Genomic DNA, 13,993 nt, shown 5'->3' on the forward strand with positions numbered 1-13,993 from the left:
AAAAAGGTTTACCTGAAAACTTTGGACGAGTTGGTAAACCTTTTTTTCGTATTTACCACAAAGGAATGCGGCTCTTGCACATATAATAGCAGAGCTGCTTTTGCTTGTCAAAATAAATTTAAATATGGAGATAGACGAAGGGAGAATGTGTGTATGAATGCTAAAGAGAGTTATAATCTGCAGGGAAAGGAAAGGATGAGATTTATGGAAAGAAAATGTGAAATTTATGCTGCATATGGAAGTAACATGAACTTACGTCAGATGGCTTTGAGATGTCCTTCTGCAGAAGTACTTGGTATTGGAGTATTAGAAAATTACAAACTAACTTTCAGAGGAAAACGCAGAGGCGTTGCTAACATAGAAAAATGTGAAGGGGCAACTGTGCCCGTTGTTCTTTGGAATATTACAAGGAAGTGTGAGAAGGCACTCGATTATTTTGAAAGCTTTCCCAAACTCTATGTAAAAAAACAAATAAAGGTCAAAATTAATACTAGAATTGTGGAAGCAATGGTTTATGTGATGCCAGATGAATATCAAAATTATCCTGCAAAGCCAGGACCGTATTATCTGGAAATGATAGAACAGGGTTATACGGATCATGGGATTATAAGCAGTGGTTTACTAGATGCAGTACAAAATGTACAGCGAGAAGTAGTGATGAGTAAATTGATTAAGGAGGAATTATAAATGGGACAAGTATATGCTGTAATTAATCAAAAGGGTGGTGTTGGAAAAACAACAACAGTTTTTAACATGGCTGCTGAATTAGCTAATAATGGTCAGTGGCCACACCGCCTAAATAGGCGGCGGGAAATCATAAGTCTTGCAGATCCGCTTCGGGCATATCGTTTTCAAGGTTGTCCCGTGCAAGATCGGTGTCAATCACCGGATATACGTCCTCTGGAATGGGCTTATCGAGATCTCCATCCAAGATGGGTCGGTTTTTCAAATCCATTTTTATCACCTCAGAATTAGGATAACCAAGAAAAAAGAAATTATATTACAAGAAGTAATAGAGTATTAAAATTTGACAGAGTAAATATTTTTCCAAAAGAACCTAGTGAATTAAAAAATTAGGATTTAGTGAGATTATCGTACATTGGAAACTTAATATTGATAGTTAGTATAAGCGGGTATATAATAAGGTTAAATCATCTAATTTTGAAAGGAGCCTAATGTGCATAACGACAGGGTAGACATTTTACGAAAAGAAAAAACTTTAGATGAACAATATAATACTGGGAAAGTAATTGTAATCGCTATAGCTATACTGAATATTATATTTACAATTATAGGCAATACTTTCGGAAATTTTAACTTTGTAAATATTTCTAGCCAAATCTTACTATCTATTGCTCTAGCTATGGGAGTAAGGTGGGTGAGATGGATATTTGTGGCAGGAAGCATTATAAGCATAGGAATAATTATTTTCATGCTTCCTGATATTAGTCGGGTTGGGAATCTTCCTATGTGGATATATATTATGGCGCTAATTGATGCGGTAATAAGTGGTGGATTACTCATATTTAATAAATGTGTTATAACTTTTTTTAATATCCAACATACTAGAAAATGACAATTTTACTTTTGAACATTATAAATATAAGATTAAAAATAATAAAAACTACTAACTATTAATATTAGGTTAGTAGTTTTTTATTGCCTAAACAAACTAGAATTTTGCATAATGGCAATTGATATATGCAAGATTTTTCTTTACATTAAATACATTTTTCATTTAAGGGTTCTTTAATTGATTTAAAAACAATCACACCTAAAATCCCTGATAGAACTGAAGCTACCATAATACTGGTTTTAGCTGTAGCTATTATAAATTCTTCTGAAAAAGACAGGGAAGAAATAAATAATGACATTGTAAATCCTATACCTGCAAGTACGCTTGCACCATATAAATGCTTTTTGGTTACTCCTGCTGGGAGCTTAGCAAAGTTGCATTTTATTAATATGTAAGAGACTCCAAATACTCCCAGTTGTTTTCCCATAATCAAACCCACTATTATCCCTAAACTAACAGGAGTAAATATATCTGAAGCAAGACTCTTTAAATTAATGGAAACACCTGAATTTGCCAAAGCAAATATGGGCATAACTACATACGTAGATACTGGTGTTATAACATGTTCCAACTTAAACAAAACAGACTTTTTAAATTCATCAATATTTTTTCCTATAGGCAATACCATACCTAGCAATACTCCTGCAATGGTTGCATGTATCCCTGATTCTAACAAACTAAGCCAAAGTATTACCCCTCCCACAAGGTATATTGGTATAAATGTAATTTTTAATTTGTTGGCTAAAATAAGGAAGATCAGTGCCAATGCACTTATTGTAAGGGAAACCAATGAAATGTTTCGGGTATAAAACAAAGCAATTACGATGATAGCACCCAAGTCATCAGCAATAGCTAGTGCAGTAAGAAAAACAACTATACCTCTTGGTGCTCTTTTGCCGACTAAAGACAAAATTCCTAGAGAAAATGCAATATCTGTTGCCATAGGAATTCCCCAACCTGAAATTGTTGGTTCTCCATAATTAAAAAGTGTAAAAATAACAGCAGGAACAACCATCCCTCCCATAGCAGCAGAAATCGGTAAAAGCGCTTGCTTTAATGATTTTAGTTCCCCTATGACTAGTTCACGTTTAATCTCCATTCCCACCGCAAAGAAAAAAATAGTCATTAATCCATCATTTACCCAATGAAGAACTGACATGGATAAAGAAGCCTGTTTATACCCTATAGTAACACTAGTATGGAGTATATGGTTATACGTTGTTGCAAAATGAGAATTAGCAATTAATAATGCTATAATAGCACAAAAAATCAGAAGTAATCCACTTGTCGCCTCACTTTTAAAGAAACCTACAATTGAGATGAAATTTTGAGGGTTATTTCTTTTTTTCACTTTCACGATCCTTTCCAAATTGATACAATTTTCGTATCTACCACCTTATCATTCTTGATAATAAATAACTTTTATTTTTTTACTACAATTCATTGTTTTTGGTAATAGTTAAAACAATCATAACATTTTTTAGTAGTAGATATCAACATATTTTAGTAGTATATATCAACATAAAGATGCTCCCTTATGAACTTTTATTATAGAAAAATGCCCATATTTAATGGGCGCATGAATCTTTAATTAAAACCAAAGTTCATCACAACTGTCGTAAGGACTCCAACGGTCGCAATGGGAGCACCAGCAACAATGACAATGGCAGCAGCAATGACAGTGACCACGATAGCAACAGCATCTACTTAAATTAGTTAAATCAAACATAGATAATACCTCCCTTCAAATAAGGTAAGTACTGTTATCATATTATTCAATAAAATTTGGTAGGTGACAGTAGAGCGAGTTAATAACTTAAATATTTCTAATAAGTATAAGTCAGTTAGTGTAAATAATATAGGCCCAAATATTATTTTTTAGCGTTTAATTTGCATATTCTCCAGGCAACGGTTTCTTCTCTAAATCCTTTAAGTGTTCTGGTAGATGGTAACTTAAAAAATGCTCAAACTCTTTTACTTCTACATTTCCTGTGTAATTCGCTGAGAATGTAATCTCATCTTTTCCAATGGTATCATGTGGACCAATATAAGGTTCAGAAATAAAAGTAATTAAATAAGATATATTTTCTGTTCCTGACGTTTTTTCGGTTTTAATTTCTTTGACTGTTACTACATAGAAAGAAACAGTTGGATTTATCGTATAGTATTGGCTATAGAAAACATTTGTTGCCTGTTGTATATCGTATAGATAGGTATTAATTAGCAATTTGTTACATTCTACTTCGCTTTGATAAATTTGCATATTTGCGGTCATTTCAACATCCGATGGTTTATTTTTAATATACAAGCAGTAAGTTAAAGTTGCAGCTATCAAAGATAGTAAAATTAATATTAGGATATATTTTTTTTTATCATTAATTAAATGTAGCATAAGAGCCCTCCTTGTAAAATATATGGAGCAAGGAACTGTTTATGAATATATCTTAAAAGTAGTAATAAAAACTAAAACCCAGTAGTAGGAAAGTTATGATTTGAGGAGGTAAGTGATATGCAAGACATAACAGAATTTTTGACAGAACGGAAAGAGCAATACCTAAGAAGAGCAGAACATTGTGAAGAACTGCAAGAAAAGTATGGATTTTATGAAGGGGATTCGGAAAATGAAAAAGGAATTTGGTGTGGGTTCGATATCTCTTGTGCTATTTATAATTACCATTTTATGGTCTGTAAATATAAACGGATTGAAAGGTTTTTGTTTAGGTGATGCTGTTTTAAAATTTATGGATTTACCAGCATGGTCAACATGTTCTAATGGGAAGATTGGTATACACTTTACTATTTTTTATACTATTGTATTTTTAATACCAGCAATTATATTAGGATATAAATTTCCTAATCACCGTTATGCAAAAGGAGGAAAGATAGGATCGATTATTGGGGCATGTATTCTTATAATTTCTTTAATTTTCCTTATGTTTTAAATATAGACCCAAGTTTAACAATTAAAAATATCGCAAGGAGCTATTAACTACCAATATTGGTTAGTAGTTTTTTATTGCAATAAATTACAACAGGTTTGATAAATTTACTGATGTTGAAATTGACATTGATAGGTCGTATAGAATGAAGTATATTATTAAGTAAGATTATTTATACAATAGTTAGGGGGAAAGCATATGGATTATACTATGCTTGCATTATTATTAGGCGGAGGATTATTGGCATATAATGAAATCTCAATGTTAAAGAAGAGAGTTCAGAGCCAAGAAAAAAGATTAAATGAATTAGCTGAAATCACAGGGAACGATAATTTATCATCATTCTGGATTGCAGATGAAGTAAAAGAACTTGCAATCCATCTAAAAAAGAGTGGAAAAGAAGTTGAAGCAATTAAAAAAATTCGTGAACACACACAAATGACCTTGATAGAAGCGAAACACTATGTTGATGAATTAGATTGAAGACAAGAAACTACTAACTATTAGGCGCCCATATTTAATGGGCGCATGAATTTTTAATTAACACCAAGTGTCGTCACAATTGTCGTAAGGACTCCAGCGGTCGCAATGGGAGCACCAGCAGCAATGACAATGGAAACAGCAACGACAGTGACCATGACAGCAACAGCATCTACTTAAATTAGTTAAATCAAACATAGATAATACCTCCCTTCAAATAAGGTAAGTACTGTTATCATATTATTCAATAAAATTTGGTAGGTGACAGTAGAGCAAGTTAATAACTTAATATTGATAGTTGGTAGAATTGGTAGTATCCTATCTATGGTATGGATATAATCTGAAGTTTAACAAAATAAATACAGCATAAGAAACTACTAAATAGGAGTTTGAAGGGAGATTCATAATGAATAGATTTGAAAAAACTTATAGTCAAGGCTCGATGGTGGTAACCGAAATATGGGTTGATACGGAAACAGGAATTAACTATTTATGGCACAGAGATGCTAATTCTGGTGGTCTTACCCCTCTTTTAGATAATGATGGTAAACCAATAGTTACATTATCTTCTCATAAATAAATTCAATTTTTAAAATTTATGTAGACTACTGACTATGATTTGAGGAAGATTATATTGCACCGTTTAGAATTTCTACGATTGTAATGTTAATTGGATTATACATTTGCGGATATGAAGCATACCGAAAGAAATGAGTATAATAAGAAGTTAAAAAAATAAAAGTACTTAAATACTGCTAACTATCAGTATTGGTTAGTAGTTTTTTTATTGCAAAGATTAAAAATCAGCTAGGACCTAAGTGTAAAAGTGAGCCTTGGACTTAAAAAGAGAAGAAAATTAAGCAGGGAAGAGCGTATGACTGTAAGTTGGTTAAAAAAGTTCTAAGGGTAATTGCAGCGATACTGTAATTACCCTTAGAAAGTTAGCTTCTTAAAACTCTTAATGCGTCAGCTACTTTCCTTGCAAAACTTAAAGGTTTATCAATAGATTCAAAATGAATATACATAAGTCTTGGGTTATCATCCTAGTAGTATAAATAAAAGGTAGTAATTAATATAAAAGCGCCCATATTTAATGGGCGCATGAGTTTTTATTAAAACCAAGTTCTGCAGCAATGACAGCAGCAATGACAGCAGCAATGGCAGCAGCAACGTCTTCTATTAGTGTTAGTGCCTAGGACATCATTATTATTACATTCGCTAGTAACTCCTAAAATATCATTATTGTTGCATTCATTAGTAATACTTAAGACGTCGTTATTAGAACGGCATCTACTGCTATGGTTTGTTGTATCAGACAAAACACGATCACACATATTAACTGACCTCCTTTGGTCTATAACATTATATGTAAAAGTTATTAATTATGCTACTAAATTTTAATTTTTCGGAGCACAGTAAATGGAAAAAAATTTTGCAATGTCAATATTTTTTTTAATTTTCACCATTGATAGGCTAATACATATAATGATTTATATAAAGTAAAGAGGAGGATCATATGAAAGATTATTATAGTATGCAAGATGATGAATTACTTCCTAGTATTGATTCACAAATTATAAAAGATAATTTCATTGATGATATTGCTTATCCAGAAATCTATTATAAGGTGCAACCTTTTATAATATTTGGATGCGACCAAATATTAGCATGTAAAACCGTAATAAACCAGAACATGTTAGACCAGGTTGCAGATGACATTTACATAAAAGTATGTACAATGTATCCTGATCTGGAGGAATATGCCAACCAATGTCCTACGAAATTAACTGTAGAAAGTACACAGCGACGTCGCAGATTTTTCAGAAGAAGAGGGTTATTTCGGGATTTTATTGATTTACTATTGCTGAATGAATTATTTAGACGCGGTTCAATTCTTTTTTAAATTACCTATTACATTGAAATAATTATTTAAAATAGAGGAATTAGTTTTGCTAATATACTCTATTTTAAAGACACAAAATGGGACATGTCGATGATGATTTGAAAAAGAATAACAACAAATAATATGCATGATTCGCTTGACTATAAAAGGATAGGTAAATATGCGTATTGTGCTGATTGTGGGAAGAAACTATTTGAAATTACAAAAGAAATGGGTTTTTACTCAATAAACTTAAAATATTAGGCATTATACCCCATAACCAAATAAAAGTATTTGAATACTATAACAATAGGGGGTGCGTAAAATGATAGAGAGCTACCAAATAACTAAAATGCAGCAAGATATAGATAATATAGTCTATAGAGGAAGAATTATATGGCGTGATATAGCTACATGGCTAAGCACATATCTAATAGCAAAAAATTTACAGGGAGATACTGAACTATTAGAACAGATTAAAGATAAGCTGCTTAGAATCGTAGAAGACTTTGGAAGCCTCATGAGGACGTTTTTTGGTGACAAAGCTGCGGATGATTATATTAATTTATTTTCAGAATACATAATGCTGATAATTAGTTTAATTGATGCCCTCGTGGAAGGCAATTCAAGTGCAGCTGATGAAATTGTCAAGCAAATATATGAAAGTGCTGGTAAAAGGGCTGAATTGCTTACGGAAATGAATCCATATTGGGACAAAAACACTATGGAAAATTATATTTTTACCTTTACTGACATGACAATCCGAGAAATAATGGCTTTTATATCAAAACAGTATAAAGAAAGTATTGATATTTATGACAGGATTTTATCTTATTCAACCAGCCTTGGTGACTTTCTGGCACAGGGAATTAAGAATTATTTGATATATAATTTACAACAACCTACAACTGTTGGACCGCCACCAACTATTGAATAAAAAGGTAATCAAAGAAGTACTATTATTTCTTTGATTAAAAATAAAGTGTACAAGCATTACACAATAAAGGTAACAGGACAGGCTATGCCGCGGTTACCTTGAATTAGAGCTTTTTAGAGAGTGATATGACAGTGAATACTGCTAAGGCTAAAGTGAAAATAAAAGAAACTAAAGGTATGGTCAGTTCATAATGCGGTATAATTTTAAAAATGTCTAATATATAAATGATCAATATTACTAAAAGGCCTATAGAACCGACAAAAAGTCCGTAATAATTTAATTGCTTTTCTTTAGCATTACTGTATTCTTTTGTTAAAGTAGCAACAATGAAATAGGTGATTAACAGGACTATAGAAACTATAGGGAGAATCATTTGTAAAATAGGATTGGGATTATTGCAGACCCAAAACATTAAGATGAAAATAGAAACTATAATACCAAGAAGTATGTACTTTATTTTTTTCATAGCTAGCCTTTCTTTTGATTGATAGAAAACTACCATATAGATAACAGTATATGTGTAATTATTTGGGAAATCAATAGATGGATAAGAATTTTAATTACTGGGATAAATTAAAATTTAGCAGACTTAGGATAAAAGATGCAACCATCAAAATTTGAGGGGTGCAAGATTAGATTAACAATAATGATAAATTCTGCTAGCAGCACCCACGACGAGAGCCACAAAAATTACCTAGGGAATAAATTGAAAAGTACTGAAGGCATTAATGATGAAATAATAGAGCAGTTTTTAGAAGAAATCACTATTGGGGAAGATGGCAAAGTTGTCATAACACTTAATAGTGGTTTTTCTTTTACCTTTTTATAACCTTCGAATATTTTTTAAAATTTAAAAATATTCGAAATAATCTTGATTAAATGAAATTATTATATTATAATGATAAAACTGATAAAAATATTATCAGTTATGGGTTAATTTATTTTTGACAACGTTTCTTTGATTTATTTAGAGAGATGTCTCTAATTTTGAAATCCTAAATAAAACAAAGGAGGTTAGTGTTATGGCTGACAAAACGATTATATGCAAAGACTGCGGAGCAGAATTCACTTTTACTGAAAGTGAGCAGGCATTTTACAAAGAGAAGGGATTCGAAAACGAACCACAAAGATGTCCTGAATGTAGAAGAGCAAAAAAACAACAAAGAAATAATGGTAAAAGATACTAATAATAGTATTTATTTTAAGCAATAAAAGTGGGTTTAATAATCCACTTTTATTTATATGAAATATTAAATAGGAGGTATTTAATATTATTAATAAAAAAAATGCACGTATGAATGGTGAAATCAATGATAAGGAAATTAGGCTTATTGATGCAGACGGTGCCATGTTAGGAATTGTATCAATTGAAGAAGCATTAGAAAAAGCATTAGAAAGCAACCTGGATTTAGTGGAAATTTCTCCGAATGCTATTCCCCCTGTATGTAAAATAGTAGATTACAATAAAACCATGTATGAAAAGGCTAAAAAAGAGAGACAAGCAAAGAAAAGCCAAAAGGTTGTAACTCTTAAGGAAGTAAGGTTATCTCCCAAAATAGAAGAGCATGATTTAGAGGTCAAAAGTAAAAATGCTTATAAATTTTTATTAGAAGGGAATAAAGTAAAAGCAAGTATTCGGTTTAAGGGCAGGCAACAAAAATATGCAACAGATGGATTAGACGTTTTTTCGAGATTTGCTGATTCAGTAAAGGAAGTTGGAGATATCGATAAGGGTGCTGCTCTTGAAGGTAGAACTATGACTATGATTATAAGTCCTAAAAAGAAAGAAGACTAAACATAAATTAAAGAGATTTTGCCCTAAGCCCATTTAGGCAAACTGTAACACCTTGGAAAAATTCAAGGTGTTTTTTGATGTAAATTTTATTTGTCTTTATTGGCATGATAAATCAACGAGTGAAGTTTAACATTTTTATGTTAAATAAATAATACTGAGGTTAATTAGAATTTGTTTAGGATAGAGGTGTTCAAATGCCGAGCAAAGAATTACTGCACTTAAAGCAGCGATACCCTTTAGAATTAAAGATTGCCATGACAAAATCAAAGATACGACAATGGTATGAATATTGGCAAGGTGACGTATATGTTAGTTTTAGTGATTCTCGATAATACAAAAATTTTATGACCAAATTTTAGATATAGAATGATTAACTAAATAAAAACATCTGAATACAATAATAGCAAAGGAAGTGAGGAAAATGCTAAAATGCAAACCAATATCTACCAAGCAACAAGATATAGATAATATAGTATTTAGAGGAAGGGTTCTTTGGCGAAATTTATCTGCTTGGCTAAATAGATATTTAATTGTGAAAACTCTTAAAGCAGATGCTGAACTAGAAGCTGTGGTTATTGATAGACTACATAGTGTTACAGGAAATTTTACAGACTTAATAAGAACTTTTTTTGGAGATAAAGCTGCTGATGATTATACTATATTACTCTCAAATTACATAAATCTATTTATAGATTTAATCAATGCACTAGTGGAAGGTAATTCTAGAGTTGCAGATGAAATTGTGAAACAAATATATCAAAATGCGGGTGAGAGTGCTGAATTTCTTTCAAACTTAAACCCATATTGGGACAAAAACACTATGGAAAACTATAATATCAACTTTACTAACATGACATTGAATGAGATTAACTCGTTTATATCAAAGAAATATAAAGATAGCTTTAATATATATGAAAGACTTATATCCTATTCATCTAGTATTGGTGATTTTATGGCACAAGGAATTAAGGATTATTTAATATATAATTTACAAAAACCTACACCTGTTATACCACCAACTATTGAATAGTAAGTAATGAAAGAAGTAATATTATTTCTTTCATTAATAGTAAAATGTACAAGCTATACGCAAAGCAAGAAAACTAAAATTCTCAGAGGAAAGAGTATGAAAGAAATATATTGTCCTGATTGTACAAGCCTTTAGACACAAATGTTGAAATAACACTAAAAATGTCGAAGCTATTGAAAAAGTTTACTTTCCCTCTACAATTAAAGAAAGGACTGCATTAATTATACAAAGGAGGTGTATATTATGAAAAAAAGTCATTACTTTAAAAATGGTATACTTTTATTGACTATAATCTTGCTTTCTACAGCATGTCGTTCGACAAACAATCAAAAAAATGTAAGTAATCGAGACATTGTAGAAACAACAAATATTACTGTCAAGTCGGATGATATTGAAAGGCTTTCATTATCTGATTGTCAGATACTAAATAAAGTATACCTCAATATTATAGGATTAGATGATAAAGGAATGTTTTTAGGCTTGGGGTATGGGCCAACTGGAGACGGTTATCGAGAAAAGGCAGTTTACAAGTTTAATTTTGAGGGTGATTTAAAGGAAATCATAGAAAAAGGTGTTCATACCTATGCAAATGTTAACAAAGAGCCTGAAAATAGTAATACATATTATTATTTTCAAGAGAATGAGAATCAGTCAAAAGTTCAGTTAATGAGAGTAAACTATAATGAATTTTCAGATCAAAAATTGGCTGAATTTGATGATGAAGATGTTTTGTTATCAACACCTTTTATTTTTGTAAATCAACAGGATTTATATTATTTCAATATAAATGACAATTGTTTATATCGGAGATCCTTTTCAGATAGTGTTAAGGTTAAATTGTTGGATAATGTAGGTGAAATTGAAAATATGTTATTTTACAAAGATACAGCATATATTCTTCTTCCGAATAAGTGTGTTAAAGTAAACCTTAAAACAAATCTTTCAGAAACCATTTTTGAGGAAAAGATGATAGGCTGGGGAGAGAAACAAATTTATTATCTTAATAAACAAAATGAAATCTGTATTTATGATATAAGTGATTCCAAAACAAAAGTTATAGGAAAACTTGATCAGGGTATCAGCTACGATCAATGCGTTTTGAATGAAAAAAAGCAAAAAATATATTTTACAGGTACTAAAGATACTAAACTAACGTTGTATGAGTATAATTTGGGCAATGGAGAAAATACCATGCGACTTCAATCTGAAAATAAAGAAGATGCTTTTTCCAATCCTTATTTTATGGGTAAGTGGGTTGCAGTTATTTCTTATCCAACAAGTACTATTTATTATTGGAATTCGGATGAATCAGATACCATAAAGGAAATACAAAGTATAGGGATAAACAGCATAGTTGAAGTTAACTCTGAAGCCGATAAGAGTGATCTGCTTTACACATTTGAGGATGAAAAAAAGTTGGGACTTTTGGATATGGAGCATGATAAAAATTATAACATTGATATATCTTCTTTGATTTCGGAAACAAAACATCCAATATCATTTTGGTACTTTAATGAAAATACTATTTATGGTCAAGACATTTGCGACTGGGATCTTGGTGAAAATAACCCAGATGGATTTTATAAAATAAAGTTAAATACTTTGTTAAATTAGCTGACTTACACGGGTGGTACAGTAATATAGAGCAAATGGATAATAACTAAGGAGTAGGGAATTGATATGCCCCTACTCTTTTCAATTAAAATTACTATACTTAACAACCGATTAAGCTTGGAAATATAGAGTGAAATGGTGGCATTTAGCAGTATTCTGTCTAATATTGTCTGCTTGTGTCGAAACTATGGACATTAGATATTTGATATTATAATATTTATTTTGGAAGTTATTTTTGCACTAGAAGAAAGAGGGAGGTTAAATTCACTTATATTTTTATAGAAGTAATAAATAATGGAGGAAATAATATGAAACGATTTATAGCAATTTTTATGACATTGTGTTTAATGTTAGCAATATCAAGTGTTAGTGTATGGGCAGCTGAAGAGGAGACATGGCATGAAGAAACACCAATGCCTACAGCAAGAGGTTCCTTAACAGCATCGGTAGTAGGAAATAAAATTTATACAATTGGAGGAGACGGTTCAGTAGGAAGAGTTAATACTGTAGAAATATATGATACAAAAACCAATACATGGACAGTAGGTAAATCCATGCCCACAGCAAGGAGTTTATTAACTTCATCAGTAGTAGGAAATAAAATTTATGCAATTGGAGGATACAATTCAACAGGAGTAGTAGTTGGTACTGTAGAAATATATGATACAGAAACCGATACATGGACAACAGGTAAGTCTATGCCTACAGCAAAAGGTAATTTAACATCATCAGCCGTAGGGGATAAGATTTATGTAATTGGCGGAATTGATTTATCGAAAAAATCAACTAATACTGTAGATATATATGATACAAAAACTAATACATGGACTATAGGTAAATCAAAGCCTACAGCAACATTTGCCAAACCTTCGTCAGCAGTAGGAGATAAAATTTATGTAATTGGCGGAAAAACTTCAGGAAGCTTAGCTGATCTAGTAGAAATATATGATACAAAAACCAATACATGGACTATGGGCAAAAGTAAGCCTCAATTATGTAATACATTAAGTTCATTAGTAGTAGATGATAAAATTTATGCAATTTGCGTTAGTGTAGACTTTACTGGTAATATTGTAGAAATATATGATACAAAAACCAATACATGGACTACATGTAAACCTTCGCCTTCAAGAAGGAGTTTTTTGTCTTCTTGTGCGGTAGGAGATAACATTTACGTAATTGGAGGAGAGAAAAATAATATTTTGACAGGAGAAATGACATCTTTACAAGTAAGAGGTTTCTCGGATATTTCACCAGTGAGACAATCTGTATTATTAAATACAGGAGAGAGCGTTCAACTTAGTACTTCATATGATTTAGCCAACAACACAAATCTTAAATGGAGTTCTACAAATGAAGCTATTGCTACAGTGGATACCAATGGTAAAGTTACAGCGGTATCAGAAGGTACTGCTGACATATATGTTAAGAATGCAGATGGAACATTTAAGGAATATATATCTGTAAAGGTTGTTAAAGGTGTAGCAGATGAATTACGGCTTGCAGTTCATTTAAAGGTAGGAGAAAACGCTAAGTTATATTTAACAGATGATGCAAGTAAAGTAAAATGGAGTTCTATGGATGAAAGCATTGCTACTATTTCAGCAGATGGCAAGATTACTGCAGTAAAAAAAGGCTTAGTAATTATAAAGGGTGAATTGGAAGGAAAGTCATATCAGATATATGTTAGAGTAAATAATAACGAGATCTAACAATATTATTAAAATATGAAATAAAAGG

The 13,993-nt window shown here is 31.2% G+C and carries 19 protein-coding genes and 1 pseudogene; 14 read left to right on the forward strand and 6 right to left on the reverse strand.

Annotated elements, in window-relative coordinates; translation table 11 throughout:
- Positions 1-153 precede the first annotated feature (153 nt).
- The 3 genes from RTW14_RS06345 (at position 154) to RTW14_RS06355 (ending at position 1,576) form a co-directional block, all read left to right on the forward strand.
- Positions 154-687, forward strand: coding sequence for a gamma-glutamylcyclotransferase family protein (locus RTW14_RS06345; protein WP_312648865.1), 534 nt, complete (start codon positions 154-156; stop codon positions 685-687).
- Positions 688-975, forward strand: a complete 288-nt coding sequence (locus RTW14_RS18655) for an AAA family ATPase (RefSeq protein ID WP_331654411.1) — start codon at positions 688-690, stop codon at positions 973-975.
- A 202-nt stretch (positions 976-1,177) separates the two neighbouring features.
- Positions 1,178-1,576: a hypothetical protein gene (locus RTW14_RS06355; RefSeq protein ID WP_312648866.1), complete on the forward strand. Its 399-nt coding sequence runs from the start codon at positions 1,178-1,180 to the stop codon at positions 1,574-1,576.
- A gap of 145 nt (positions 1,577-1,721) precedes the next feature.
- Here RTW14_RS06355 and nhaA read toward each other — a convergent pair whose 3' ends face one another.
- The 3 genes from nhaA to RTW14_RS06370 all read right to left on the reverse strand — a co-directional run bounded on the left by nhaA (position 1,722) and on the right by RTW14_RS06370 (position 3,968).
- Complete coding sequence (nhaA, locus tag RTW14_RS06360; RefSeq protein ID WP_312648867.1) at positions 1,722-2,927, reverse strand: Na+/H+ antiporter NhaA; 1,206 nt, start codon at positions 2,925-2,927, stop codon at positions 1,722-1,724.
- A 240-nt stretch (positions 2,928-3,167) separates the two neighbouring features.
- Positions 3,168-3,305 carry a hypothetical protein gene (locus tag RTW14_RS06365; RefSeq protein ID WP_312648868.1) on the reverse strand — a complete coding sequence of 46 codons (138 nt, stop codon included), beginning with the start codon at positions 3,303-3,305 and terminating at the stop codon, positions 3,168-3,170.
- Between the two features lie 156 nt (positions 3,306-3,461).
- Positions 3,462-3,968: a DUF3888 domain-containing protein gene (locus RTW14_RS06370; RefSeq protein ID WP_312648869.1), complete on the reverse strand. Its 507-nt coding sequence runs from the start codon at positions 3,966-3,968 to the stop codon at positions 3,462-3,464.
- A gap of 229 nt (positions 3,969-4,197) precedes the next feature.
- Here RTW14_RS06370 and RTW14_RS06375 point away from each other — a divergent pair, with 229 nt between their 5' ends.
- The 3 genes from RTW14_RS06375 (at position 4,198) to RTW14_RS06385 (ending at position 5,575) form a co-directional block, all read left to right on the forward strand.
- Positions 4,198-4,518: a hypothetical protein gene (locus RTW14_RS06375; protein ID WP_312648870.1), complete on the forward strand. Its 321-nt coding sequence runs from the start codon at positions 4,198-4,200 to the stop codon at positions 4,516-4,518.
- A 195-nt stretch (positions 4,519-4,713) separates the two neighbouring features.
- Positions 4,714-4,998: a hypothetical protein gene (locus tag RTW14_RS06380; protein ID WP_312648871.1), complete on the forward strand. Its 285-nt coding sequence runs from the start codon at positions 4,714-4,716 to the stop codon at positions 4,996-4,998.
- 403 nt (positions 4,999-5,401) lie between these two features.
- Positions 5,402-5,575, forward strand: coding sequence for a DUF6440 family protein (locus RTW14_RS06385; RefSeq protein ID WP_312648872.1), 174 nt, complete (start codon positions 5,402-5,404; stop codon positions 5,573-5,575).
- A 361-nt stretch (positions 5,576-5,936) separates the two neighbouring features.
- Here RTW14_RS06385 and RTW14_RS18810 read toward each other — a convergent pair.
- Both RTW14_RS18810 and RTW14_RS06395 read right to left on the reverse strand, forming a co-directional pair.
- Positions 5,937-6,026, reverse strand: a pseudogene (locus RTW14_RS18810) (hypothetical protein); the annotation flags it as partial.
- Positions 6,027-6,107: 81 nt separating this feature from the next.
- Complete coding sequence (locus tag RTW14_RS06395; RefSeq protein WP_312648873.1) at positions 6,108-6,329, reverse strand: hypothetical protein; 222 nt, start codon at positions 6,327-6,329, stop codon at positions 6,108-6,110.
- Between the two features lie 182 nt (positions 6,330-6,511).
- On the opposite strand from RTW14_RS06395, the gene RTW14_RS06400 reads away from it, so the two are divergent.
- Positions 6,512-6,898, forward strand: a complete 387-nt coding sequence (locus RTW14_RS06400) for a hypothetical protein (RefSeq protein WP_312648874.1) — start codon at positions 6,512-6,514, stop codon at positions 6,896-6,898.
- 304 nt (positions 6,899-7,202) lie between these two features.
- Complete coding sequence (locus RTW14_RS06405; protein WP_312648875.1) at positions 7,203-7,814, forward strand: hypothetical protein; 612 nt, start codon at positions 7,203-7,205, stop codon at positions 7,812-7,814.
- 103 nt (positions 7,815-7,917) lie between these two features.
- Here the strand turns inward: RTW14_RS06405 and RTW14_RS06410 are convergent, their stop codons facing one another.
- Positions 7,918-8,280 (reverse strand): hypothetical protein, encoded by a 363-nt coding sequence (locus RTW14_RS06410; protein WP_312648876.1) that lies wholly within the window; start codon positions 8,278-8,280, stop codon positions 7,918-7,920.
- Between the two features lie 135 nt (positions 8,281-8,415).
- Between RTW14_RS06410 and RTW14_RS06415 the strand changes: the two genes are divergently transcribed.
- The 6 genes from RTW14_RS06415 to RTW14_RS06440 all read left to right on the forward strand — a co-directional run bounded on the left by RTW14_RS06415 (position 8,416) and on the right by RTW14_RS06440 (position 13,965).
- Complete coding sequence (locus RTW14_RS06415; RefSeq protein ID WP_312648877.1) at positions 8,416-8,643, forward strand: hypothetical protein; 228 nt, start codon at positions 8,416-8,418, stop codon at positions 8,641-8,643.
- A 193-nt stretch (positions 8,644-8,836) separates the two neighbouring features.
- Positions 8,837-9,001, forward strand: coding sequence for a zinc-ribbon domain-containing protein (locus tag RTW14_RS06420; RefSeq protein ID WP_312648878.1), 165 nt, complete (start codon positions 8,837-8,839; stop codon positions 8,999-9,001).
- Positions 9,002-9,087: 86 nt separating this feature from the next.
- The gene (gene infC / locus RTW14_RS06425; protein WP_331654416.1) at positions 9,088-9,609 is read left to right on the forward strand and encodes a translation initiation factor IF-3; all 522 of its coding nucleotides are present in this window, start codon (positions 9,088-9,090) and stop codon (positions 9,607-9,609) included.
- A 421-nt stretch (positions 9,610-10,030) separates the two neighbouring features.
- Positions 10,031-10,639, forward strand: coding sequence for a hypothetical protein (locus RTW14_RS06430; protein WP_312648879.1), 609 nt, complete (start codon positions 10,031-10,033; stop codon positions 10,637-10,639).
- A gap of 243 nt (positions 10,640-10,882) precedes the next feature.
- The gene (locus RTW14_RS06435) at positions 10,883-12,253 is read left to right on the forward strand and encodes a hypothetical protein (RefSeq protein ID WP_312648880.1); all 1,371 of its coding nucleotides are present in this window, start codon (positions 10,883-10,885) and stop codon (positions 12,251-12,253) included.
- A 308-nt stretch (positions 12,254-12,561) separates the two neighbouring features.
- Complete coding sequence (locus tag RTW14_RS06440) at positions 12,562-13,965, forward strand: Kelch repeat-containing protein (RefSeq protein WP_312648881.1); 1,404 nt, start codon at positions 12,562-12,564, stop codon at positions 13,963-13,965.
- The last annotated feature ends 28 nt before the right edge of the window (positions 13,966-13,993 follow it).

The organism is Aminipila sp., from assembly GCF_032051575.1.
Lineage (GTDB): Bacteria > Bacillota > Clostridia > Peptostreptococcales > Anaerovoracaceae > Aminipila.